Source organism: Ancylobacter sp. TS-1, assembly GCF_009223885.1.
In the GTDB taxonomy this organism is placed as follows: Bacteria; Pseudomonadota; Alphaproteobacteria; order Rhizobiales; family Xanthobacteraceae; genus Ancylobacter.
This window is the reverse complement of record NZ_CP045144.1, coordinates 3,185,429-3,207,816: the sequence shown is the minus strand read 5'-3', so window position 1 is coordinate 3,207,816 and position 22,388 is coordinate 3,185,429. Positions and strand designations below refer to the sequence as shown.

Here is a 22,388-nt window from a genome sequence, read left to right as displayed (position 1 = left end):
GCCCTAGCGCACGATCACGCGGTTGGTCGAGCGGAACAGGCGCTCGCCGTCACGGGAGAATTCGAGCACCAGCTCCCACTGGCCGGCCATCACGGCATCGCTCGCCCGCCACTGGCCGGCCCCCACCCTCTCCGGGTCCAGCGTCACGTCGAGCCGGCGGTCGGTCGGATGATGGAGCGCGGCAGCCAGCGTGACGCCGGAAAGCGCGCGCCCGTCGGCATCGCGCGCGGCGACGTCGAGCCGGCCCGGCGCGACATGCGCCTCCACCTTCCAGCCGAGCGAATCCTGCGCCGCCGCCGCCTCGCTCTCCTGCCGGAACACGAGGCCGGCCTGGTAGGAGCTCTCCGTCTCCACCCCGCCGAAGCTCGTCACCGCAGCGCGGATCAGGAAGAAATTGGCGGTGAAGACGACGCCGAAGAAGCCGATGAAGCAGAGCAGCACGGTGCGGCCGGTAAGCGGCCGGCCGCCGGTGCCGTCGAGGGAGGTCGCGCGGGTGGCCATGGTCTCGTCCTCTTGCTCGCCGGGCCGCTCAGGGCCCCTTGAAATGGTCGGGAGCGGCGGAGGTCTCGCCGCCCGCCACGTCGGTGATGTGGAAGGTGACGGGCAGCGAGGCGCCGGCGGGAAGCTTGGCGTGGGTCGAGACCAGCGCCCGCAGCTCATAGGTCTGGTCCGGGCCGACCTCGACCACCGGATGGCCGTTCTCGGTCTCCGATATGCCGCCGGCGATCTCGAGGCGCGCCTCCGGCACGCCCTCGATGGAGATGGCGAAGCGGCGCGGCAGCGGCTGCTTGTTGACGAGGCGCAGCGTGTAGGCGTTGCGGACCGAGCCGTCGGAAAGCTGCACGAAGAGCGGGTTGCGGTCGTGGATGACCGCCACGCCCTCGGAGCCGCGCGTCGCCAGCGTGGCCACCATGATGCCGCCGACGATGACGATCAGCGCGGCATACAGCACGGTACGGGCGCGCAGCACCTTCGACACCGGCGGCAGGCCCTGCTGCCGGCGCTCGACATTCATCTCGGTGTCGTAGGCGATGAGGCCGGTCGGACGGCCGACCTTCTTCATCACGGTGTCGCAGGCGTCGATGCACAGGCCGCACTGCACGCAGGCGAGCTGGCTGCCGAGCCTGATGTCGACCCCGGTCGGACAGGCGACGACGCATTGCAGGCAGTCGACGCAGTCACCGGCCGGCGCGCCGGCCAGCTTCATCGCTTCGGTCTTCTTGAACGAGCCGCGCGGCTCGCCGCGATCGTAGCGATAGGTGACGTTGAAGGCGTATTCGTCCGTCAGCGCCGCCTGGATGCGCGGCCAGGGGCACATATAGGTGCACACCTGCTCGCGCATGTGGCCGGCGAGCACATAGGTGGTGAAGGTGAGGATGCCGATCCACGCATAGGCGACCAGCGGGGCGGTGCCGGTGAAGAGTTGCCAGACGAGGGTGGGCGCGTCGGCGAAATACAGCACCCAGGCGCCGCCGGTCCACCAGGCGACCATCAGCCAGAGAAAGTGCTTCGCGGCGGCCTCGAAGGCGCGCTGGGTGCGCGAGGCGTGCTTGAGCTTCTCGCGCCGCTGGCGCGGGTCGCCCTCGACCATGCGCTCGATGGCCTGGAACAGGTCGGTCCACACGGTCTGCGGGCACAGATAGCCGCACCACACCCGCCCGGCGACCGCGTTCATCAGGAACAGCACCAGCGCGGCGAGGATCAGCAGGCCGGTGACGTAGTAGATTTCCTGCGGCCAGATCTCGATGAAGAAGAAATAGAAGCGGCCATTGGCGAGGTCGACCAGCACCGCCTGCGAGGGCGCGTTCGGGCCACGGTCCCAGCGCACGAAGGGCAGCAGGTAGTAGATGCCGAGGGTGATGATCAGCAGCGTCCACTTGATGCGCCGGAAGGTGCCGTGGACGGCAATCGGATAGATCTTGCGCCGCGCCTCGTAGAGGGGTGCGTCGTCGACGTCCTCCGCCTCCACCTTCTGGACCTTGGTCGCCATGTTCATGTCTGTCCCCGGAACCGCACTGGAGGCTTTCTAATGCCGCCAATGTGGGCCGTTGATCCGGGCCTTGCCGGGCGGGAAAATGCTTATGCGGCGGGACGTCGCTGAGCCGAGCCTCCTTGCCGATTGCCGTCATCCCGGCCGGAGCGCAGCGGAGAGCCGGGATCGCCGGCTCGGCTGGTCCGGCACGCGATCCCGGATCGGCCTTCGGCCGTCCGGGATGACGACCTCTCTACCTTCCGCCGCCGAGGGCGTGCACATAGACGGTGAGCGCCTTGATGGTGCTCGGGTCGAGGCGGCCGGCCCAGGCCGGCATGATGCCGGCGCGCCCGTTGGTGATCGAGGCGATCACGTTGTCGCGGCTGGAGCCGTAGAGCCAGATGCCGTCCGTCAGGTTGGGCGCGCCAAGCTCGGGATTGCCCTTGCCGTCCGCCCCGTGACAGGCGGCGCAGTTGGCCTCGAACACTTCCTTGCCCTTGGCGAGGTCGGGGGTCACGCCCTGCGGCACCGGCAGGCCGGACAGCGAGCGCACATAGTCCGCCGCCGCCACGATCTCGGGACGCGGCAGCATGGCGTCGCGGCCGAAGGCGGGCATGTCGCCGACATGGGCGTCCGCGTCGGTGGAGCGGATGCCGTGCAGGATGGTCTGCTGCACCTGCTCCAGCGAACCGCCCCACAGCCAGTCGTCGTCGTTCAGGTTCGGATAGCCGCGCGAGCCGGCGGCGCCGGCGCCGTGGCAGGGCGCGCAATTGTCGCCGAAGGCGGCCCGGCCCTGGGCGCGGGCGAAGGCCAGCATCTCGGGGTTCGCCTCGATCTGCTCCAGCGAGGCCGCTTCCAGCTTGTCGGCGAAGGCCGCGCGCTGGGTCCGCAGGTCGGCAAGCTGCACCTGCACCGCGTCGCGCGACTTCCAGCCCAGCACGCCGGAGGTGTAGCCGCTGACAAGCGGCCAGGCCGGATAGACGACCCAGTAGATCACCGCCCAGACGATGCAGGCATAGAAGGTCCACAGCCACCAGCGCGGCAGCGGGTTGTTCAGCTCGCGGATGCCGTCCCACTCGTGGCCGGTCGTCGCGACGCCGGTGAAGGCGTCGACTTCATGCTTGTGCGCGTCGGGCGCATTGGTGTCGGCCATGGTCTCAGTCCTCGCTCAGAGGCAGGCGGGCGGCGTCTTCGAACTGCTTCTTGTTCTTCGGCGACAGCGCGTAGAACAGCACGCAGGCGAAGAGGCCGACGAAGTACAGGAGCCCCCAGGTCTGGGCGAACTCGGCGAGCGCGCGATAGGTCTCGTTCATCCCGACCTCCTCAGCGGATGTTTGCCTTGTCGTCGTAGAGCTTGAAGTCGACCATCGTGCCGAGCGCCTGCAGGTAGGCGATCAGCGCGTCGGCCTCGGTCAGCTCCTTCGGATTGCCGTCGAAGTCGCGCACCTGCGCGCCCGGATAGCGCTTCTGCAGGGCGGCCGGATCGGCGTTCGGATCGGCCTGTGCAAGCAGATCGGCCTGCGCGTCGGCGATCATCTCCTCGCTGTAGGGCACGCCGAGCACCGCGTTGATCTTCAGGTCGTCGGCGATGTCGCCCGCCTTCAGCCGCGTCTCGGCGAGGAAGGGGTAGCCCGGCATGATCGAGCCCGGCACCACCGAGCGCGGATCGGCCAGATGCTGGCGCTGCCACTCGTCGGAATACTTGTTGCCGACGCGGGCGAGGTCGGGCCCGGTGCGCTTGGAGCCCCACTGGAACGGGCGGTCGTACATGCTCTCGGCCGCCAGCGAGTAGTGGCCGTAGCGCTCCACCTCGTCGCGCAGCGGGCGGATCATCTGCGAGTGGCAGTTGTAGCAGCCCTCGCGGACATAGATGTTGCGCCCGGCCAGCTCCAGCGGCGTCCAGGGACGCACGCCGGAGACCTTCTCGATGGTGCTCTTCAGGTAGAACAGCGGCACGATCTCGACGAGACCGCCGATCGCGACGACGAGCAGGATGCCGATCAGGAGCCAGATCGAGTTCTTCTCGAAGAACGCGTGCTTGGCCCAGATCGAGGTGGACTTCTTGGTAGCGGCTGCGTCGGCCATGGTTTGCGTCCTCACTCAGCCGGCACGAGGGAAGGGGTGCGCACGCCGGTATCCGCTTCGGCGGTACCCGGCTGGCGGATGGTCATGTACAGGTTGAAGACCATCAGCAGGGCGCCGACCAGGAACAGCACGCCGCCCACCGCGCGGATCAGGTAGAAGGGGTGCATCGCCTCGACGGTCTCGATGAACGAGTATTCGAGGAAGCCGAGCGAGGTGTAGGCGCGCCACATCAGGCCCTGCAGGATGCCCGCCACCCACATCGACGAGATGTAGAAGACGATGCCGATGGTGGAGATCCAGAAGTGCCAGTTCACGAGGCGCAGCGAATACAGCTCGCGCTTCTGCCAGAGCCACGGCACCAGGCAGTAGACGGCGCCGAAGGAGATGTAGGCGACCCAGCCCAGCGCGCCGGAATGCACGTGGCCGATGGTCCAGTCGGTGTAGTGCGAGAGCGAGTTCACCGACTTCACCGACATCAGCGGACCCTCGAAGGTCGACATGCCGTAGAAGGCGACGGACACCACCATGATGCGCAGCACCGGGTCGGTGCGCAGCTTGTCCCACGCGCCCGAGAGCGTCATCAGGCCGTTGATCATGCCGCCCCAGCTCGGCATCCACAGGATGATCGAGAAGGTCATGCCGAGCGTCTGCGCCCAGTCCGGCAGCGCGGTGTAGTGCAGGTGATGCGGGCCGGCCCAGATGTAGATGAAGATCAGCGCCCAGAAGTGGACGATCGAGAGCCGGTAGGAATAGACCGGCCGGTCGGCCCGCTTGGGGATGAAGTAGTACATGATGGCGAGGAAGCCGGCGGTCAGGAAGAAGCCGACCGCGTTGTGGCCGTACCACCACTGCACCATGGCGTCCTGCACGCCGGCCCACACGATGTAGGACTTGGGCGAAAACACCGAGACCGGGATGGTCGCGTTGTTGCCGAGGTGCAGCATCGCGATGGTGACGATGAAGGCGAGGTAGAACCAGTTCGCCACATAGATGTGCGGCTCGCGGCGGCGCCAGAGGGTGGCGAGGAAGACCAGCAGATAGGTCACCCACACGACCGTCAGCCACAGGTCGGCATACCATTCGGGCTCGGCGTATTCCTTGCCCTGGGTGATGCCGAGCACATAGCCGGTGCCGGCGATGACGATGAAGAAATTATAGCCGAGCACCACGAACCACGGCGCCAGATAGCCGGCCAGGCGGGCGCGCGAGGTGCGCTGCACCACGTAGAACGAGGTCGCCAGCAGCACGTTGCCGCCAAAGGCGAAGATCACCGCCGAGGTGTGCAGCGGCCGCAGCCGGCCGAAGGCGGTCCAGGGCAGGTCGAGGTTCAGCGCCGGGAAGGCGAGCTGGAAGGCGATGACCACGCCGACGGTGAAGCCGGCGATGCCCCAGAACATCGCCGCTATGGTGGCGAACTTCACCGGGCCGAAATTGTAGTTCGGCTTGCCGTCGACCTCGAGCGGCGGCAGCTGCGCCGGCCGGTCGAAGTAGCGGTTGAAGATGACGAACACCGTCGCGAGGCTGGCGAAGGCCGAGAGATAGGCGTGGAAGGCATAGGCCGGGTCGGTCGCCTTCGCCGCGACGGTGATGCTCGACACCGCCAGAAGCGCGAACACGATGGCGAGGCCGCCCTCGCCGAAGGTCAGCTTCTTCCGGCCGGACTGGTCGACGCCCGGCTCGGTGGCGCCCGATCCGGTGAACTCTGCCCCGGGGCTGTTTGGCTGCGACATGCGATCCTCCACGTCCCGATCGCCCGATCTGGAACGACTCCATGCTGTGGCCCGGAGCTTTCGCCGCGCGGGCGGCCGGCAACCTTGATCTGCATCAAGTCCACGGGTTCTCACGGACCCGCGAGCCGGCGGCTGAATGCCGCGCCCGGCGTCAACGGCGCTGGACCGGGCGGCGGCGCGGCTGAAACCGTGGGCTTTCGGGACCGGACAATTCCACCGCGCGGCAAAACGCACTAAGAGAAAGGCGGCGCCCCGCGATCCACCGCCGCGGACCGAGAGCCCCCGAGACGAGAGCCGCGCATGATCCGTTTTCTCTTCCGCTTCATCGGACTGTGGATACTGGCCGGCGCCTTCGTCGCCCTCGTGCTCGACGGCGTGCGCTCCATCGCCGCCTCGGAGATCGTCACCACCCCGCTCAGCGTCACCTGGCTCGCCACCAGCCCGGATTCGCTGGCCCGCTTCCAGTCCTTCGTCGAGGGCAACTTCTCCGGCGTCGTATGGGAGACTCTCGCCGTGCCGGTGCTGGGCGCCCCGCTCTTCGCGGTGCTCGGCGTCGCCGGCATCCTTCTGCTGCTGATCGGCCGTCCGAAAGCGGAGTAGCCGGGCCGGACGCGGGCGCGGAGCGCCGCTCCCCTCGCAAATATCGCGCGCGATACCTACATTGGGGACATCCATAAAAGGGAATGTTCCCCATGTTCTTCTTCAAGAAGAGTGCCGACCTGCCCACGCCCGAGCAGGCGCTGCCGGGCCGCGCGCAGCCGCTGCCCACCGCTGAGCGCCATTTCGTCAACGGCCACCCGCTCAAGGGCCCCTACCCGGACGGCTTCGAGACCGCGATCTTCGGCCTCGGCTGCTTCTGGGGCGCGGAGCGCAAGTTCTGGCAGACGCCCGGCGTCTGGGTGACGGCGGTCGGCTACATTAACGGCGTCACCCCGAACCCGACCTATGAGGAGACCTGCACCGGCCTCACCGGCCATGCCGAGGCGGTGCTGGTGGTCTTCGATCCGGCCGTGATCAGCTATGAGCGGCTGCTCAAGCTGTTCTGGGAGAGCCACGACCCGACCCAGGGCATGCGCCAGGGCAACGATGTCGGCACCACCTATCGCTCCGGCATCTACGTCACCTCGCCCGAGCAGCGCGCGCAGGCGCAGGCGAGCAAGGCTGCCTATGAGCCGGCGCTGAAGGCGAAGGGCTTCCCCGCGATCACCACCGAGATCGTCGACGCCCCGGTCTTCTACTTCGCCGAGGGCTACCACCAGCAGTACCTCGCCAAGAACCCGAGCGGCTATTGCGGCCTCGGCGGCACCGGCGTCTCGTGCCCCATCGGCACCGGCGTCGCGGCCTGAACACGCCCCCGCCCCGGAGACGGGGCGGGGGTCAGGCCGGAACGCCCCCTGTCGATTCCTGGTCGCATCGGCTTTTCGTCTTCCGAAGCGGAAGCCTGCCGGGCTAGCGTGGAGCCTCGCGCCACCAGCCGAGGCAAAGCCGTGAACCTTCTTCGCTCTGCACGCCTTCCCCTCGCCCTTCTCGCCGGCCTGCTGCCGCTCGCCGGAGCCACGGCCCAGACGCCGCCGCCCGTCCCGCGCCTGCCTTCGGTGCTGCGCGACGCGCGTTATTGCGAGCTGGTGGCGATCCACGTGACGCTGGACGGCCTCAAGGCCGACGTCTTCAACACGCTCGGCTTCGACGACTGCCCCGCCGCCAAATGGGAGGCGCTGACCCGGCGCGAACTGTTCCGCCAGTTCGACACGCTCGCCGTGGTGATGAACGGGCCGCGCCATTTCATCATGGACGGCATCGTCGCCAGCGGCGAGACGAAGACCGGCGAGGTCATCACCGTCGGCGGTATCACCATGGCCAAGCGCGCGGAAGTCGCGCTGTCGCTGCATCAGGCGACGGGTCCGGCCTATACCGAGCAGACCATCGAGCGCGACACCACCTACCGCTTCGACGCCGGCAAGCCGACCTTCCGGCTCACCGCGCCCGACGGCGGCGTCTATGTCATGCAGTCCTACGCGCAGATCGTCGATCCCGCGCTGACCTATGCCGACCTGCCCGGCCTCGGTCCGCGGCTGAAGCTGCCCGCCGGCTGGAGCTACGCGGCCGTCACGCCCACGCAGGACCTGCTGCTGGTCGCCTCCGGCAAGGCGATCGTCATTCAGGACGAGCTCAAGAACACCTACCAGAAGGTGACGGCGCCGTAGCGGCGGCGCCATCGCCCACACGCCCCCCTTGCCGTCCCCGCGCCGGCATGCGACCCATCTCGCAGCCGCGAAGAGCGGACGGATCGGGACGGGTCGGGCATGGAAAAGCTCATCGAACGCTTCATCTTCGTCAGCCGCTGGATCATGGCGCCGTTCTATATCGGGCTGGTGATCGCGCTGCTGGTGCTGCTGTTCAAATTCGCCAACGAACTGTTCCACTTCGTCACCCATGCGACGCAGTTCGACGAGAGCGACACCATCCTCGGCATACTGGCGCTGATCGACCTCACCTTCACCGGCAGCCTCGTCGTCATTGTCATCTTCTCGGGCTATGAGAACTTCGTCTCCAAGATCGACGCCGAGGGCCATGCCGACTGGCCGGAATGGATGACCAAGGTCGATTTCTCCGGCCTCAAGCAGAAGCTGCTCGCCTCCATCGTCGCCATCTCGGCCATCGCGCTGCTCAAGGCCTTCATGAATCTCGACCGTGGCGTCGACGAGAAGCAGCTCATGTGGCTGGTCATCATCCATGTCGTGTTCGTGCTGTCCGGTGTGGTGCTGGCCTGGACCGACAAGCTGTCGGAAAAGAGCCACTGATATTTCCGCTCAATCTCCGTTTATTGACTTCAATTGACGTTCATTTCGTGTGATAAGTCCGGAACGGATCCCTTCACGCTGATTTTGCCGATGACCGACGACGCCTCCTCCCCCCGCCCCGCCGACCGCCGCGCCGCCACGGCCTCCGGCCGCATGGCGCCGCTCGCGCGGCTGCCGGTGTTCTTCGCGCTGGCCGGCCGCCGCGTCGTGCTGGCCGGCGGCTCCGAGGCGGCGGCGTGGAAGGCGGAACTGCTCTCCGCCGCCGGCGCCGAGGTCGAGGTGTATGCGGCGGAACCCTGCGAGGACCTGCTGGCGCTGGCCGCCACCCCGCCGGACGGCCCGCTGCGCCTCATCGCCCGCGACTGGACCCCGGCCGATCTCGCCGGCGCGGCGCTCGCCATCGGCGCCATCGAGGACGATGAAGAAGGCGCCCGCTTTGCGCAGGCGGCCCACGCCGCCGGCGTGCCGGTCAATGTGGTGGACAAGCCGGCCTTCTGCGACTTCGCCTTCGGCGCCATCGTCAACCGCTCGCCGCTCGTCGTCGGCATCTCCACTGACGGTGCCGCCCCCGTCTTCGGGCAGGCGGTGCGCGCCAAGATCGAGGCGGTGATCCCGCAGGGCTTCAAGCGCTGGGCCGAAGCCGCGCGCGGCTGGCGTTCCTCCGTCTCCGCCCTCGGCCTGTCCTATCAGGGCCGGCGCCGTTTCTGGGAACGCTTCACCCAGGCCGCGCTGGAGACGCCCGAGGCCGCCCCCACGGACACGATGCGCGAAAACCTTCTCGCCCGCGCCGAGGCCGAGCGGGCCGATGCGCCGCGCGGTTCGGTCGCCCTCGTCGGGGCCGGCCCGGGCGACCCGGAACTGCTGACGCTGAAGGCCGTGCGGGTGCTGCAATCGGCCGATGTGGTGCTCTATGACGATCTCGTCGCCCCCGCAGTGCTCGATGTCGCCCGCCGCGAGGCGCGCAAGATGCTGGTCGGCAAGACCGGCTACAAGGCCTCCTGCAAGCAGGACGACATCAACGCGCTGATGGTGTCCCTCGCGAAGCAGGGCAAGCGCGTCGTCCGCCTCAAAGGCGGCGACCCGATGGTGTTCGGCCGCGCCGGCGAGGAAATCGCCGCCGCCCGCGCGGCCGGGCTGCCGGTCGAGGTGGTGCCGGGCATCTCGGCGGCGCAGGGCGCGTCGAGCCGGCTCGCCGTCTCGCTGACCCATCGCGACCATGCCCGCCGCCTCCAGTTCATCACCGCCCATGCCAGGGACGGCAAGCTGCCGCGCGATCTCGACTGGCAGGCGCTGGCCGACCCCGCCGCGACGACGGTGGTCTACATGCCCCAGCGCACCTGGGCCGAGCTTGCCGGCAAGGCGATGGAAGCCGGGCTCGATCCGGCGACGCCGGCCATCGCCCTGTTCTCGGCCACGCGGCCGGAAGAGCGGCAGGTGCCCGCCACGGTCGCCACGCTGGCGCAGGCGCTGGAACAGGCTGTGGCCGACGGCGCCAGCGGGCCGTGCCTCGTGCTTTTCGGCCACGCGATAGGCGAGGCGGCGGCGTTCGCCTTGCCGCGCGATGCCGCCGAAGAGGCGCAGGCCGCGCGGGGGTAAGGCCTTTCTTGGGCGCTCTCCATCGCCGTCATCCCGGACGGCTGAAGGCCGATCCGGGACCGTGCGCAGAAAAATGCGGATACGATCCCGGCTCTCGCTCCGCTCGGCCGGGATGACGGGATTTGTCTTTCCCTCATGCCCGGGCTTGACCCGGGCACCCAGCCCTTGGACCTGTCGTTGCGGCGCTGTTCCTGGGTGGCCGGGTCAAGCCCGGCCATGAGGGAGCAAGGGTGGTCCCGCCCCTACCCGATCCGGCCTTCCAGCTTCTCATAGAGCGGGTTCTCGGCCGCGAACACGTAATCCAGCGGGCCGACCGAGACGGTCGCCGCGCCCTGCTCGCGCAGGAACACCGCCAGCCCATGCAGCGTGTCGGGCGGGCAGTGCAGCGTCACCATGCCCGAGGAGGTCGGCGCGCCGAAGGGCGCCACGGCGCGGAAGCGGGCGAGCGCCTCGTCGACCACGCGCACGTCGCAGGCGGCAAAGCGCGTCTTCACCTCGCGCATGGTGGCGGCGCGCTTGGCCGCCGTCACTCGGTCGAGCAGCGCCCGCGCGCTCGCCCGCGCCCCCGCGTTCCAGTCGGCGTTGAGCGAGGCGACGAGGTTGGCCTCCGAGCGCAGGATCACCCCGTCGTCGACCACCTTCAGCGCATTGGCGCTGAGCGTCGAGCCGGTCGTGGTGATGTCGACGATCAGCTCCGCCGTGCCCGCCGCCGGTGTGCCCTCGGTGGCGCCCAGGCTCTCCACGATGCGGTAGTCGACGATGCCGTGGCGGGCGAAGAAGGCGCGGGTGAGGTTCAGATATTTGGTCGCCACCCGCACGCGCCGGCCGCGCGTGGCGTGGAAATGCGTCGCCACGTCGTCGAGGTCGCGCATGGTGCGCACGTCGATCCAGGCCTGCGGCACCGCCACCACCACATTGGCGTGGCCGAAGCCGAGCCCCTCGACCAGCAGCACCTTCGAGTCCGCGTCCGGTATGCTCTCGCGCACCAGATCCTCGCCGGTGACGCCCAGATGCACGGCGCCGGCGGCAAGCTGGCTGGCGATCTCGGAGGCGGAGAGATAGGCCACCTCCACGCCCTCGACGCCCGACAGCGTGCCGCGATAATCGCGCGCCCCGCGCGACTGGTTCAGCGACATGCCGGCGCGGGCGAAGAAGGCGGTGGCGTTTTCCTGCAGCCGGCCCTTGGAGGGCACGGCGACGATGAGGGGGGAGCTGGACGAGAAACTCATAGCCGGGCCTCCACCGCGTCGAGCCGTTCCAGCCAGACCGCGAAGCCGACCGCCGGGATCGGTTCGGGCGCGCCCAGCCGCGCCAGCAGCCGGTCGTAGCGCCCGCCGGCCACCAAAGGCGCACCCGCGCCATTCTCGTGCAGCTCGAACACCATGCCGGAGTAATAGTCGAGCGGGCGGCCGAAGGCGGCGGCGAAGGACAGCCGCTCCACCTCTATGCCCTGCGCGGCGATGAAATTGGTGCGGCTCTCGAAGGAATCGAGCGCCGCCGCGAGGTCCAGTCCGGCCTCGTCCGCCAGCGCGCGCAGCGCCGCCGCCGCCTCGTCCGGGTTGCCCTGGATGGCAAGGTAGCGCTCCAGCACCGCGACCTTCTCGGGCGCCAGCCCCTCGGCGTCGCCGGGCGCGGCCTGCTCCAGAAAGCGTTCGGCGATCTCGGAGACCGAGCGCCCGCCCACCGTCGAGATGCCGGCGATGGAAAGCAGATCCGTCACCAGCGCGCGCGCCGCCGCCGGGTCGGAGCCGGCCAGCGCCGAGAGCACGCCGGCATGGGCGGTGACGCCGCCGGCCTCCGGCGCACGCTTGAGCGTGGCGAGGTCGGCGCCGAGATCGCCGGCGCGGGCGAAATCCTTGATCAGCCGCCGCCGCCAGCCGGGCGGCAGGTCGAGCGCGTCGAGCAGCGTGGCGAACAGGCCGGCATCGCCGAGGCGGATGGTGGGGTCGACCGCGCCCCACAGCGCCGCCGTCTCCAGCCCCAGCGCCAGCACTTCGGCGTCGGCCGCCTCGCGGTCGGGCCGGCCGAAGGATTCCACGCCGGCCTGGAGCAGCTCGCCTTCCGCCGCATCGGAGCGGAACACCGGGCCGAGATAGGCGAAATCGCGCGGCTGCGCGGCGCCGTCGGCGATGTAGAGCCGGCACACCGGCAGGGTCAGGTCCGGCCGCAGGCACAGCTCGCGCCCGTCCGGGTCGGTGGTGATGAACATGGTGCGCCGCATCTCCTCGCCCGAGAGGTCGAGAAAGGCATCGGCGGGCTGGAGCACGGGCGGCTCCACGCGCGCAAAGCCGGCGCGCGCATAGAGCGCGAGCAGTTCCTCGGCGTGGCTGTTGGCGGCGGGCATGGGCGGGTCCGGTCTGCGGCAAACGGGGCATTCATAAAGCTGCGCGCTTCTAGCAAAGCCCCGCGCCCCGGTCCATGCGCGGGCGGCGACATGGTTTCCGGCGGGGTGCGGTTCAGGCGGCGAGATGGCGTGTGGGCGGGGGGCGGACAGCTGTTACCTTATCGTCATCCCGGCCGAAGCGCAGCGGAGAGCCGGGATCGCGGGGGCACCGGAGTATGAAGCGCTTCTTCGTCTACCTGCTGGCGACCCGGAAAGACGGGCCGGTCTATGTCGGCGTGACCAGCGACTTGCTCAAGCGCGCCTTTGAACATCGCACGCATGCGGTGCCCGGCTTCACCAGCCGCTACAATGTCGACCAGTTGGTCTGGTTCGAGGCGCACGACACGGCGGAAACCGCCATCGCCCGGGAAAAACGCCTCAAGCGATGGCGCCGCGCGTGGAAGATCGCCTTGATCAAAGAGAGCAACCCGGAATGGCGCGACCTCTTCGACGACATCGCTCGGTGAAGGGCGCGGAGAGCGATCCCGGATCGGCCGTGCCGGCCGTCCGGGATGACGTCACAACCTATCCGCCGTCATCCCGGCCGAGCGCAGCGAGAGCCGGGATCGCGCGCCGAAAGTGCGCCTCCCTCGGCACACGATCCCGGATCGGCCGTGCCGGCCGTCCGGGATGACGGGCTACCCCAGCATATCGCCGTGCGGGACGCCATGATGGTCGAGCAGCTCGCGCACCTTCTCAACCAGTTCGCCCTCGGCGCAGGCGAACTGCGCCGGGCGGCTGCTCCGCCACTCGGCATTGTCGGTGATCGCGGCGGCGGCCCTGGCGCCCTCGATCAGGTCCTTGATCTGCACGGTGCCGGCCGCGCGCTCGTCCGAGCCCTGAATGACCACGCAAGGCGAGTTGCGGCGGTCGGCATATTTGAACTGGTTGCCGAGATTCTTCGGGTTGCCGAGATACATCTCGGCGCGGATGCCATTTCTACGCAACAGGCCGACCAGCCCCATATAATGGGCCGTCTGGTCGCGATCCATGACCACCACCACCACGGGGCCGAATTCCGGTTTCGCCTCGGTTTTGAGGTAGGAGAGCGCGGAAGCGAGACGCGAGACGCCGATGGAGAAACCCGTAGCCGGCACAGCTTCGCCCCGGAAGCGCCCGACCAGCCCGTCATAACGCCCGCCGCCGCCGACGGAGCCGAAGCGCACGGGACGGCCCTTCTCGTCCTTCACCTCGAAGGTCAGCTCGGCCTCGAAGACCGGGCCGGTGTAATATTCGAGGCCACGGACGACGGAGGCATCGAAGTAAATACGACCGGGTCCATAACTGTTGCTACGAACAAGCTGGGCCATCTCGTCGAGTTCATTGAGCCCCGCGAGGCCAATCACGGAATCGCCCATAATGGCCTTCCACGCCCCGAAACTCATAGTCTCGCTGGGAAACGACTCCTGGCCCCACGGGTACTTAATGGGCGCAACCTCTCCTTGACTTAGAGCGGCTGCCGTCACCTCGGAGCTATCGTCGAAGAAACGGGTCGTGAGATAGCGGATAATGCGATCAACACCATCTTCATCCAGCCCCGCGCCCTTGGTGAAGTCGCCGCTCTTGGCCTCCGGGTTCTCCCAGCGGCCCTCGCCGAGCAGGTCGCGCACCCCGGAGATGCCGACCTTGTCGAACTTGTCGATGGCGCGCAGCACGGTGAGCCGGCGGCCGGCATTCTCGTCGCCGCCGAGGCCGATGGCCTCCAGCACGCCGTCGAGCACCTTGCGGTTATTGACCTTGATGACGTACTTGCCCTTGAGCCCGAGCTCATCGAGCGTATCCGCCATCATCATGCAGATCTCGGCATCGGCCGCGACGGTCGGCGCGCCCACCGTGTCGGCGTCGAACTGCATGAACTGGCGGAAGCGGCCCGGGCCGGGCTTCTCGTTGCGGAACACCCAGCCGGCGCGGTAGCTGCGGAAGGGCTTGGGCAGCCGGTCGAAATTCTCCGCCACATGGCGGGCGAGCGGCGCGGTCAGGTCGTAGCGCAGCGACAGCCACTGCTCGTCATCGTCCTGGAACGAGAACACGCCCTCATTGGGCCGGTCCTGGTCGGGCAGGAACTTGCCGAGCGCGTCGGTATATTCGATGAAGGGCGTTTCCAGCGCCTCGAAGCCGTACAGCTCATAGACCTTGCGGATGGTCTCCAGCATCGCCCGCGTCGAGGCGAGCTCGCCCGGGCCCCGGTCGGCGAAGCCGCGCGGCATACGGGCGCGGAGCTTGGTGGGTTTGTCCTTGGCCATGGGCGCCGTCCTTCACGAGTGTCGGCGCGGGTTTAGAGGATGGGGCGCCCTGCGGCAATGGCGCTGCCCGTCCCGCCCTCAGTCGAACAGCTCGGCCATCGCCTCTTCCGCGAGGGCGAAGCCGGTGGAGGCGCCGGTGCCGCTGGTGACCACCACGAGGCGGATATGGTCGTGCGGCCGGTCGATGAAGGCGAGCCGGTCGGGCGCCGAGGCATAGGTGCCGGTCCAGCGCTCCACCACCGCCGGGCGGCGGCCGAACAGCGCCGCATATTCGTCGAGGATCAGCGCGTCGACGAATTCCGGCGCGAAGGGGTCGGGGGTGGCGCCGTAATGATGGCTGTCGCCGACCACCAGCGAGCCGTCCGCCGACTGCACCACGATGAGGTGCACGCCATGCTTGAGGTGCTCGGCCTGCTCGGCCGCCAGCAGGCGCTTGAGCGGCTCGGCCTCGGGCAGTTCGGCATAGCCGAGATAGCGCCCGAGCGAGAGATCGGTCATGACAGCGCCGGGCAGCCGGCCAAGCGCGGGATCGGCGACGCGCAACATCTGCAGCTTGCAGCGGGTGAGGCCGTAGGGCCGGAAACGGTCCTCCAGCAGCGTGTGGAAATCGTCGCCGGGCGCGACGACGATGCGCGCGGCGTCGATCGGGCCGGCGGAGGTGTGCACCCGGCCCGGCTCGATGCCGGTCACCGCCGTCTCGCGGCGGAAGAAGATGCCCTGCGACGCCAGCCAGGCGGCCAGCTTCGGGATCGCCGCGCGGGATTCGACGCGCAGATCGTGCGGGCTCCACAGCGCGCCGGAAAGCTCCCCGGCCAGCGCCGGCAGGCGTTCGCGCGCCTCGGCGGGCGAGAGCAGCGTGCAGTCCGCGCCCATTTCGGTCGCCAGAAAGGCGTCGAGCACCGCCACCGCCTCCGGCCGGCGCGCCGCCACCATCAGGCCCTGATGGATCACCTCGATGCCGGCGGCCGGAGCGATCTCGGCCCAGATGTCGCGCGAGCGTCGGGCGCGGCGCCAGCATTCCCCGCGCTGCTGGCCGGTGACGGTGACGAAGCCGAAATTGCGCACCGAGGCGCCGTTGGCCTGCGCGTCGCGGTCGATCACCACCGTGCGAAGGCCGCGCCGGCGCGCGGCGATGGCGTGGCCGAGACCGACGACGCCCGCACCGACGATGGCGAGATCGAAGCTGTCCGACATGAGGGCGTTCCGGTTGCGCGGCGGGAAGACGGGCGGGAAGGAGGCCCAAGCCTATAGCGGTTTCGCCGTGCCGCCGCCACGCGACCTTTGCACCGGCGCGGCGTCAGTTCGCCGCCGCCGCCGAGCCGGGCAGCGGCAGGCCGATGGCGGCGAGATCGGCGCGCACCCGCCGTGCGATGGCCGCGTCGGGGAAGAAGCGATGGATCATCTCGTCCGGCTCCTTGCCCCAGGCCGGCGCGACGGCGACCAGCCTGCGCAGGTCCGCGCGCGCCGCCTCGTCCTCGCCGGCGATATGGGCGGCGAGCGCGCGGGCGAGCAGGCCCGGCGCGTAGCCCTCGCCCATGAGCTGGTCGGCCGCCGCCGCCGCCGCCGGGGCGTCGCCCTTCAGATAGGCGGCGATCACGCGGTGATAGTCGACCCAGGGCGGCATGCCCGGCGCGGCCTGCGCCGCCCCCGCCAGCATCGCCTCGCCGCGCGCGACCTCGCCCAGCGCCACCAGCCGGCCGCCGAAATCGGCGACGATGTCGACGTCGTAGGGGTTCAGCTCCAGCGCCGCCTCGCCGGCGGCGATGGTGGCGCCGCGCGCGCCGCGAAAGAAGTGCACGTCCATCAGCACCCGCCGCGCATAGGCGCTGGTCGGCGCCAGCTCCACCGCCTGCTCGGCCGCCGTCAGCGCCCGGTTCAGCGCCGGCGGGCCGGAGCGCGGATTGGCGCCGGCGCGCAGTTCGTCGAGATAGAGCTCGGCCAGCAGCGCATAGCCGAGGGCGAAGGTCGGGTCGGCGGCGACCGCCTTTTCGAGGCAGTCGCGGGCGCGGTCATGCTCGCCGGGAGCATAGGAGCGCCAGTAGGAATAGGCCATCAGCACGCAGCCATAGGGGCCAGCCGTGGCCGGGCCGCCGGCGGCGGTCACGCGGGCCCGGGCGCGGGCCTGGATGATGCCGTAGGGCTCGGCGATGGCGGCCATGATGTCGCGCACCAGCGCCACCTCGGCGGCGCTCGGGTCGCCGCCCCGGCGCAGGCTGTCGAATTCGTGCGACCAGACGATGGTGCCGTCGCACAGGTCGGACAGGCGCAGCAGCACCGAGAGGCTGCCATCGTCATGGTTCTCCACCAGCCCGCCGAGCGCGAACACCGAATGCGGCGAGGCGCCCTCGCCGCCGCAGTGCAGCGCCGGGCGGGCATCGGGGCTCGCCAGAACGTCGAGCAGGTCGAACCGCGCCAGCGCGTCGCGCACCCGCACCTCGATGGCGCGGGCGGTGAAGTCGCCGCTGCTCACGGCGCCGGCGCTGCGGGCGATCTCGCTCGGCGGCAGCGGGGCGCCGCCGGTGGCGTCGAAGGAGCGGACCTCCACCAGCGGAATGCCGAGGCGGTTGGCGCGCTCCATCGGCTGCCATGCGGCGCCGGTGAGCAGCGCGCGCCAGCCGACGGCATCGACATTCTCCACCGCCAGCCCGGCGACCAGCACCAGAGCGAGCAGCGCGACAAGGCCGAACGCAAGGCGCAGGGGCCGCCGCCGGGCCGAGCCGGGCTGCGGCCGGCGGGGACGCGTCGCCGATGCGTCCTCTCCCGCCTCCGCCCCCTGACCTTCGGGCGCCGCGCCGGCCTCCGGCTCCGTGGCTGCGGCGGCGCCGCGCGGCACGAATTGCGGGACATAGCTGCCGCGCGGCACCACGATCTCGATTTCGTCGGCAGCGCCGGCGCCGGCATAGTAGCGTTCCAGCGCGCGCCGCAGCCGCGTCGCCTCGACCCGCACGATGGGGTCGGCCTGCGGATCGAAGGAAGCGTCCCGGCCGAGCGCCTCGACGGCGATGGTGTAGCCCTTGATGGCGTCGCGCCGCCCATCGAGCGTCGCCTCCACCACGAAGCGCAGTATGTTGGACAGTTGCGGCGAGGAGCGCAGCTCCTCCGAGTCGAGCACATGCGCGAGCGCGCGCCGCACCGCGTCGGACGGAACCTCCGCGGGCGGGACGTCGGCGGGCCCTGCGGCCGTCTCCGTCACGGCGTCGGCCTTGTCGGCGATCGTGCTCTCGGGCACTGCGCGGTCCTATGCTGGGGCCGATTTCCGGACGGGAACCGGCAGATTTCTCCGGCGAAGCGGGAGACCCTGACGCAAGGGGACTCTATCACGGCTTGCGGCGAGTTGATGGCCGCGAAGAGGGCCTGCGGTCAAGCCGGGCGGGCACGGCAGAAAGGAAAGTGATCACATCATGATTATTTCTCGTGAGCGTCCCGTGCCCACGCATTATACATGACTAAAAAAGCGCGGCCCGTCCCATTCGCCGTATCAGCCGGAGCACTCCATGTCTGCTTACTCGTCCGCAGCCGCCAGCCCGAACGATCTCGAAGCGTTCTTCATGCCGTTCACGCCGAACCGGGCGTTCAAGGCGCGCCCGCGCCTCGTCTCGCGTTCGAAGGACGTGCATTACTACACGCCGGAAGGACGGCCGATCCTCGACGCCACCGCCGGACTGTGGTGCGCCAATGCCGGCCATAACCGCGACCCGATCGTCGCGGCGATCCAGGCGCAGGCGGCGGAGATGGATTTCGCCCCGCCCTTCCAGTACGGCCACCCCAAGGCCTTCGCGGTCTCCGCCCGCATCGCCGCCATGGCGCCGGGCGATCTCGACCATGTGTTCCTCTGCAATTCCGGCTCCGAGGCGGGCGACACGGCGCTGAAGATCGCGCTCGCCTACCACGCCACCAAGGGCAACGCGACGCGCACCCGGCTGATCGGCCGCGAGCGCGGCTATCACGGCGTCGGCTTCGGCGGCATCTCGGTCGGCGGCATGTCGCCGAACCGCAAGATGTTCGGCTCGCTGCTGCCGGGCGTCGACCACCTGCCGCACACCTATAACCGCGAGAAGCAGGCCTTCTCCAAGGGCGAGCCGGAATGGGGCGCCGAGCGCGCCGAGGCGCTGGAGGGTCTCGTCGCCCTGCACGACGCCTCGACCCTCGCCGCCGTCATCGTCGAGCCGATGTCCGGCTCCACCGGCGCCATTCCCGCCCCGGTCGGCTATCTCAAGCGCCTGCGCGAGATCTGCGACAAGTACGGCATCCTGCTGATCTTCGACGAAGTGATCACCGGCTTCGGCCGCCTCGGCTACGCCTTCGCCGCCGAGCGCTATGGCGTGGTGCCCGACATGATCACCTTCGCCAAGGGCGTGACCTCCGGCGCGGTGCCGATGGGCGGCGTGCTGGTGCGCAAGCACATCTACGACGCCTTCGTGAAGAGCGACGATCCGGTCATCGACCTGTTCCACGGCTACACCTATTCGGCGCACCCGCTGGCCTGCGCCGCCTCGCTCGCCACGCTCGACCTCTACCGCGAGGAAGGCCTGTTCGAGCGCGTGCGGCAGATCGAGCCGATCTGGGCGGACGCCTTCCACACGCTGCGCTCCAAGCCGGGCGTGCTCGACATCCGCACCGTCGGCCTTGTCGGCGCGGTGGACTTCGAGTCGCGCGCCGACGGTGTCGGCCGGCGCGCCTATGAGGGCATGGAGCGGCTGTTCCACGAGGAAGGCATGATGGTGCGCACCGCCGGCGACACCTTCGCCGTCAGCCCGCCGCTGATCATCACCGAGAGCCAGATGGGCGAGATCGTCGACAAGCTCGGCCGGGTGCTCGACAAGATCTTCTGATCGACCGGGATAATCGGCCCGTAACGGACGAAAAGGGCGCCCCGCCGGGCGCCCTTTGCTTTTGCCGCCGGCGCTGTATAGCCATCGCCGATGGCCATCTCCTTCGCCACGCCCCTGCCGATCGACGATGCGCTGCCCGCGCTGACGGCGGCGCTGCGCGCCGGCAATGCCGCCGTGCTGGTCGCCCCGCCGGGCGCCGGCAAGACCACGCGGGTGCCGCTCGCTTTGCTCGACGAGGCCTGGATCGCCGGGCGGAAAATCCTCGTGCTGGAGCCGCGCCGCCTCGCTGCCCGCGCCGCCGCCACGCGCATGGCGCAGACGCTGGGCGAGGAAGCCGGGCAGACAGTCGGCTACCGCGCCCGCTTCGGCTCGAAAGTGGGCCGCCATACCCGCATCGAGGTGATCACCGAGGGCATCTTCACCCGCATGATGCTCGACGACCCGGAGCTTTCCGGGGTTGCCGCCGTGCTGTTCGACGAGTTCCACGAGCGCAGCCTTGATGCCGATCTCGGCCTGGCGCTGGCGCTCGACGCGCAGTCCGCACTGCGCGAGGACCTGCGCCTGCTCGTGATGTCGGCGACGCTCGACGGCGCCCGCGTCGCCGGGCTGCTGGGTGGGGCGCCGGTGGTGGAGAGCCTCGGGCGCGCCTTTCCGGTGGAGACGCGCCATCTCGGCCGCGACCCGCGCAGCCCGGTAGAGCGGCAGGTGACCGACGCCGTGCTGCGGGCGCTGGCCGGGGAGACCGGCTCCATCCTCGCCTTCCTGCCCGGCGCCGCCGAGATCCGCCGCACCGAGCGCCTGCTGCGCGAGGTGGTGCGCGACCCCTCCGTTGAGATCGCCCCGCTTTACGGCGCGCTCGCCCCCGCCGAGCAGGACCACGCCATCTCCCCCGCCCCCGCCGGCCGGCGCAAGGTGGTGCTGGCGACCTCCATCGCCGAGACCAGCCTGACCATCGAGGGCGTGCGCATCGTCGTCGACAGCGGCCTCGCCCGCGTGCCGCGCTTCGAACCGGGCGTCGGGCTGACCCGGCTGGAGACAATTCGGGTCTCGCGGGCGGCCGCCGACCAGCGGCGCGGCCGCGCGGGCCGCACGGAACCCGGCATATGCCTGCGCCTGTGGAGCGAGCCGGAGACGGCGAGCCTGCCGGCCTTCGCCACGCCGGAAATCCTCGCCGCCGACCTCTCCCGCCTCGTGCTCGACCTCGCCGTCTGGGGCGTGCGCGATCCCGCCTCCCTCGCCTTTCTCGACCCGCCGCCCGCGCCGGCGGTGAAGGAAGCGCGGGCGCTGCTCGTCGCGCTCGGCGCGCTCGGCACCGACGGGCAGGTCACGCCCGACGGGCAGGCGATGGCCCGGCTGCCGCTGGAGCCGCGCCTCGCCCGCATGGTGATCGAGGGCGCCCGGCGCGGCGCCGGCGAGGAGGCGGCGCGGATCGCTGCCATCGTCTCCGAGCGCGGGCTCGGCGGCGACGCGCCCGACCTCGCCCACCGTCTCGACGATTTCGGACGCGACCGCTCCCGCCGCGCCGAGGAGGCCCGCCGGCTGGCGGAACGCTGGGCGCGCGAGGCCGAGCGGCTGGCGCCGCCAGTTGGAAGCGGCGACGCGCCAGCCGGCCCCGCCGCGCTGCTGGCGCTGGCCTTTCCCGACCGCATCGCGCGCGGGCGCGGCGACGGCCGGCGCTTCGTGCTGGCCAACGGGCGCGGCGCGGCGATCGACCCCGCCGCCGGCCTCGCCCGCGCGCGTTACCTCGCGGTCGCCGAGCTGACCGGCACCGCCGACGAGGCCCGCATCCTGCTCGCCGCCGAGATGACCGAGGCCGAGCTGGAGGCCGAGTTCGGCGCCGCCATCACCGAGGGCGTCGAGACCGGCTTCGACGCCGCCTCCGGCGCGCTGCGCGCCCGCCATGTACGCCGGCTCGGCGCGCTGGTGCTGGCCGAGCGCACCGCCGCGCTCAAGCCGGGGCCGGAGACCTCCCTCGCGCTCGCTCGCGCGGCGGGCGCACGCGGGCCGGAGCGGCTCGGCTGGTCCGACCACCAGCGCCAATGGCTCGACCGCGCCCGCTTCCTGCACGCCAGCGCGCCCGAGACCTGGCCGGACCTGTCCTGGCCCGCCCTCGCCGCCCGCGTCGAGGACTGGCTGGCGCCGCAGCTCGACGGGCTGACCTCGCTCGGCCAGATCGACGCCGAAGTGCTCGGCCGCGCGCTTTCCGGGCTGGTGCCGTGGGAGCTGGCGCGGCGGATGGAAGAAGAGGCGCCGAGCCATTTCGAGGTGCCGACCGGCTCGCGGCTGCCGATCGACTATGCCGCCGAGGGTGGGCCGACGCTGAGCGTGCGCGTGCAGGAGCTGTTCGGCCTGACCACCCATCCCGCCATTGCCGGCGGGCGGGTGCCGCTGACCCTCGCCCTGCTGTCGCCGGCGCACCGGCCGATCCAGCTCACGCGCGACCTGCCGGCCTTCTGGAGCGGCTCCTGGCGCGACGTGCGCGCCGACATGCGCGGGCGCTATCCCCGCCATCCCTGGCCGGAGGATCCGGCGGGCGCGGAGCCGACCCGCCGGGCGAAGCCGCGCGGCTGAAGCCACGCACGCGAGGCAGCAAGCTCAAGGCCACGCGCTCAAGGCTGCCGGTGCGGCGCGGCAGCATCCTGCCGGCGCGACAAGGCGTCTTCCGCCGCGCGCCAAGTAGCGGCAGGCATCCGCGAAGCATTAACCATGCGGACGCGGCAAACATTAACCACAGACCGAAGCACAG

At 70.2% G+C, this 22,388-nt stretch carries 19 protein-coding genes; 8 read left to right on the top strand and 11 right to left on the bottom strand.

All coding sequences use genetic code 11. From position 1 onward, the window contains the following. Nucleotides 1–3: 3 nt before the first annotated feature. The 6 genes from GBB76_RS15045 to ccoN form a co-directional block, all read right to left on the bottom strand. A complete protein-coding gene (locus GBB76_RS15045) occupies nucleotides 4–501 on the bottom strand; it encodes a FixH family protein (protein ID WP_152304055.1) in 498 nt (165 codons plus the stop codon). A gap of 28 nt (nucleotides 502–529) precedes the next feature. Beyond that, complete coding sequence (gene ccoG / locus GBB76_RS15040; protein WP_152304054.1) at nucleotides 530–1,996, bottom strand: cytochrome c oxidase accessory protein CcoG; 1,467 nt, start codon at nucleotides 1,994–1,996, stop codon at nucleotides 530–532. A 229-nt stretch (nucleotides 1,997–2,225) separates the two neighbouring features. Beyond that, nucleotides 2,226–3,125: a cytochrome-c oxidase, cbb3-type subunit III gene (ccoP, locus tag GBB76_RS15035; RefSeq protein ID WP_152304053.1), complete on the bottom strand. Its 900-nt coding sequence runs from the start codon at nucleotides 3,123–3,125 to the stop codon at nucleotides 2,226–2,228. 4 nt (nucleotides 3,126–3,129) lie between these two features. Then, nucleotides 3,130–3,285 carry a cbb3-type cytochrome c oxidase subunit 3 gene (locus GBB76_RS15030; RefSeq protein ID WP_152304052.1) on the bottom strand — a complete coding sequence of 52 codons (156 nt, stop codon included), beginning with the start codon at nucleotides 3,283–3,285 and terminating at the stop codon, nucleotides 3,130–3,132. Between the two features lie 10 nt (nucleotides 3,286–3,295). Next, on the bottom strand, nucleotides 3,296–4,057 hold the full coding sequence (ccoO, locus tag GBB76_RS15025) for a cytochrome-c oxidase, cbb3-type subunit II (RefSeq protein WP_152304051.1): 762 nt from the start codon (nucleotides 4,055–4,057) through the stop codon (nucleotides 3,296–3,298). A gap of 11 nt (nucleotides 4,058–4,068) precedes the next feature. Beyond that, nucleotides 4,069–5,787 carry a cytochrome-c oxidase, cbb3-type subunit I gene (gene ccoN / locus GBB76_RS15020; protein WP_162375611.1) on the bottom strand — a complete coding sequence of 573 codons (1,719 nt, stop codon included), beginning with the start codon at nucleotides 5,785–5,787 and terminating at the stop codon, nucleotides 4,069–4,071. 300 nt (nucleotides 5,788–6,087) lie between these two features. Between ccoN and GBB76_RS15015 the strand changes: the two genes are divergently transcribed. The 5 genes from GBB76_RS15015 (at nucleotide 6,088) to cysG (ending at nucleotide 10,184) form a co-directional block, all read left to right on the top strand. After that, entirely contained in the window at nucleotides 6,088–6,387 is a 300-nt protein-coding gene (locus GBB76_RS15015; protein WP_152304050.1) for a hypothetical protein, read from the top strand. Nucleotides 6,388–6,479: 92 nt separating this feature from the next. Then, nucleotides 6,480–7,133, top strand: coding sequence for a peptide-methionine (S)-S-oxide reductase MsrA (msrA, locus tag GBB76_RS15010; RefSeq protein WP_152304049.1), 654 nt, complete (start codon nucleotides 6,480–6,482; stop codon nucleotides 7,131–7,133). 141 nt (nucleotides 7,134–7,274) lie between these two features. Next, a complete protein-coding gene (locus GBB76_RS15005; RefSeq protein WP_152304048.1) occupies nucleotides 7,275–7,991 on the top strand; it encodes a hypothetical protein in 717 nt (238 codons plus the stop codon). A gap of 99 nt (nucleotides 7,992–8,090) precedes the next feature. Next, nucleotides 8,091–8,588, top strand: a complete 498-nt coding sequence (locus tag GBB76_RS15000) for a TIGR00645 family protein (protein ID WP_152304047.1) — start codon at nucleotides 8,091–8,093, stop codon at nucleotides 8,586–8,588. Between the two features lie 90 nt (nucleotides 8,589–8,678). After that, nucleotides 8,679–10,184: a siroheme synthase CysG gene (gene cysG / locus GBB76_RS14995; RefSeq protein ID WP_202911114.1), complete on the top strand. Its 1,506-nt coding sequence runs from the start codon at nucleotides 8,679–8,681 to the stop codon at nucleotides 10,182–10,184. A gap of 242 nt (nucleotides 10,185–10,426) precedes the next feature. Here the strand turns inward: cysG and hisG are convergent, their stop codons facing one another. After that, nucleotides 10,427–11,413 carry an ATP phosphoribosyltransferase gene (hisG, locus tag GBB76_RS14990; protein WP_152304046.1) on the bottom strand — a complete coding sequence of 329 codons (987 nt, stop codon included), beginning with the start codon at nucleotides 11,411–11,413 and terminating at the stop codon, nucleotides 10,427–10,429. Next, complete coding sequence (locus tag GBB76_RS14985) at nucleotides 11,410–12,528, bottom strand: ATP phosphoribosyltransferase regulatory subunit (protein WP_152304045.1); 1,119 nt, start codon at nucleotides 12,526–12,528, stop codon at nucleotides 11,410–11,412. The genes hisG and GBB76_RS14985 overlap by 4 nt, the downstream gene beginning before the upstream one ends. 215 nt (nucleotides 12,529–12,743) lie before the next feature. On the opposite strand from GBB76_RS14985, the gene GBB76_RS14980 reads away from it, so the two are divergent. Then, nucleotides 12,744–13,034, top strand: a complete 291-nt coding sequence (locus GBB76_RS14980; RefSeq protein WP_152304044.1) for a GIY-YIG nuclease family protein — start codon at nucleotides 12,744–12,746, stop codon at nucleotides 13,032–13,034. A 171-nt stretch (nucleotides 13,035–13,205) separates the two neighbouring features. Here GBB76_RS14980 and hisS read toward each other — a convergent pair whose 3' ends face one another. The 3 genes from hisS to GBB76_RS14965 form a co-directional block, all read right to left on the bottom strand. Beyond that, nucleotides 13,206–14,810, bottom strand: coding sequence for a histidine--tRNA ligase (gene hisS / locus GBB76_RS14975; protein WP_152304043.1), 1,605 nt, complete (start codon nucleotides 14,808–14,810; stop codon nucleotides 13,206–13,208). 78 nt (nucleotides 14,811–14,888) lie between these two features. Beyond that, nucleotides 14,889–16,004, bottom strand: a complete 1,116-nt coding sequence (locus tag GBB76_RS14970; protein ID WP_152304042.1) for a TIGR03364 family FAD-dependent oxidoreductase — start codon at nucleotides 16,002–16,004, stop codon at nucleotides 14,889–14,891. 103 nt (nucleotides 16,005–16,107) lie between these two features. Next, a complete protein-coding gene (locus GBB76_RS14965) occupies nucleotides 16,108–18,039 on the bottom strand; it encodes a tetratricopeptide repeat protein (RefSeq protein ID WP_246668944.1) in 1,932 nt (643 codons plus the stop codon). Between the two features lie 265 nt (nucleotides 18,040–18,304). Here GBB76_RS14965 and GBB76_RS14960 point away from each other — a divergent pair, with 265 nt between their 5' ends. Continuing rightward, nucleotides 18,305–19,642: an aspartate aminotransferase family protein gene (locus GBB76_RS14960; RefSeq protein ID WP_152304041.1), complete on the top strand. Its 1,338-nt coding sequence runs from the start codon at nucleotides 18,305–18,307 to the stop codon at nucleotides 19,640–19,642. Nucleotides 19,643–19,732: 90 nt separating this feature from the next. Further along, nucleotides 19,733–22,213, top strand: coding sequence for an ATP-dependent helicase HrpB (hrpB, locus tag GBB76_RS14955; RefSeq protein WP_152304040.1), 2,481 nt, complete (start codon nucleotides 19,733–19,735; stop codon nucleotides 22,211–22,213). The last annotated feature ends 175 nt before the right edge of the window (nucleotides 22,214–22,388 follow it).

What these genes read in the sequence shown, in the direction of transcription:
- ccoN (WP_162375611.1), bottom strand. Translation starts at nt 5,787, where the DNA reads ATGTCGCAGCCAAACAGCCCCGGGGCAGAGTTCACCGGATCGGGCGCC.
- hisS (WP_152304043.1), bottom strand. Translation starts at nt 14,810, where the DNA reads ATGGCCAAGGACAAACCCACCAAGCTCCGCGCCCGTATGCCGCGCGGC.
- ccoP (WP_152304053.1), bottom strand. Translation starts at nt 3,125, where the DNA reads ATGGCCGACACCAATGCGCCCGACGCGCACAAGCATGAAGTCGACGCC.
- GBB76_RS15000 (WP_152304047.1), top strand. Translation starts at nt 8,091, where the DNA reads ATGGAAAAGCTCATCGAACGCTTCATCTTCGTCAGCCGCTGGATCATG.
- GBB76_RS14960 (WP_152304041.1), top strand. Translation starts at nt 18,305, where the DNA reads ATGTCTGCTTACTCGTCCGCAGCCGCCAGCCCGAACGATCTCGAAGCG.
- GBB76_RS15030 (WP_152304052.1), bottom strand. Translation starts at nt 3,285, where the DNA reads ATGAACGAGACCTATCGCGCGCTCGCCGAGTTCGCCCAGACCTGGGGG.
- GBB76_RS14980 (WP_152304044.1), top strand. Translation starts at nt 12,744, where the DNA reads ATGAAGCGCTTCTTCGTCTACCTGCTGGCGACCCGGAAAGACGGGCCG.
- ccoO (WP_152304051.1), bottom strand. Translation starts at nt 4,057, where the DNA reads ATGGCCGACGCAGCCGCTACCAAGAAGTCCACCTCGATCTGGGCCAAG.
- hrpB (WP_152304040.1), top strand. Translation starts at nt 19,733, where the DNA reads ATGGCCATCTCCTTCGCCACGCCCCTGCCGATCGACGATGCGCTGCCC.
- GBB76_RS14970 (WP_152304042.1), bottom strand. Translation starts at nt 16,004, where the DNA reads ATGTCGGACAGCTTCGATCTCGCCATCGTCGGTGCGGGCGTCGTCGGT.
- GBB76_RS15015 (WP_152304050.1), top strand. Translation starts at nt 6,088, where the DNA reads ATGATCCGTTTTCTCTTCCGCTTCATCGGACTGTGGATACTGGCCGGC.
- hisG (WP_152304046.1), bottom strand. Translation starts at nt 11,413, where the DNA reads ATGAGTTTCTCGTCCAGCTCCCCCCTCATCGTCGCCGTGCCCTCCAAG.
- cysG (WP_202911114.1), top strand. Translation starts at nt 8,679, where the DNA reads ATGACCGACGACGCCTCCTCCCCCCGCCCCGCCGACCGCCGCGCCGCC.
- msrA (WP_152304049.1), top strand. Translation starts at nt 6,480, where the DNA reads ATGTTCTTCTTCAAGAAGAGTGCCGACCTGCCCACGCCCGAGCAGGCG.
- GBB76_RS14985 (WP_152304045.1), bottom strand. Translation starts at nt 12,528, where the DNA reads ATGCCCGCCGCCAACAGCCACGCCGAGGAACTGCTCGCGCTCTATGCG.
- GBB76_RS15045 (WP_152304055.1), bottom strand. Translation starts at nt 501, where the DNA reads ATGGCCACCCGCGCGACCTCCCTCGACGGCACCGGCGGCCGGCCGCTT.
- ccoG (WP_152304054.1), bottom strand. Translation starts at nt 1,996, where the DNA reads ATGAACATGGCGACCAAGGTCCAGAAGGTGGAGGCGGAGGACGTCGAC.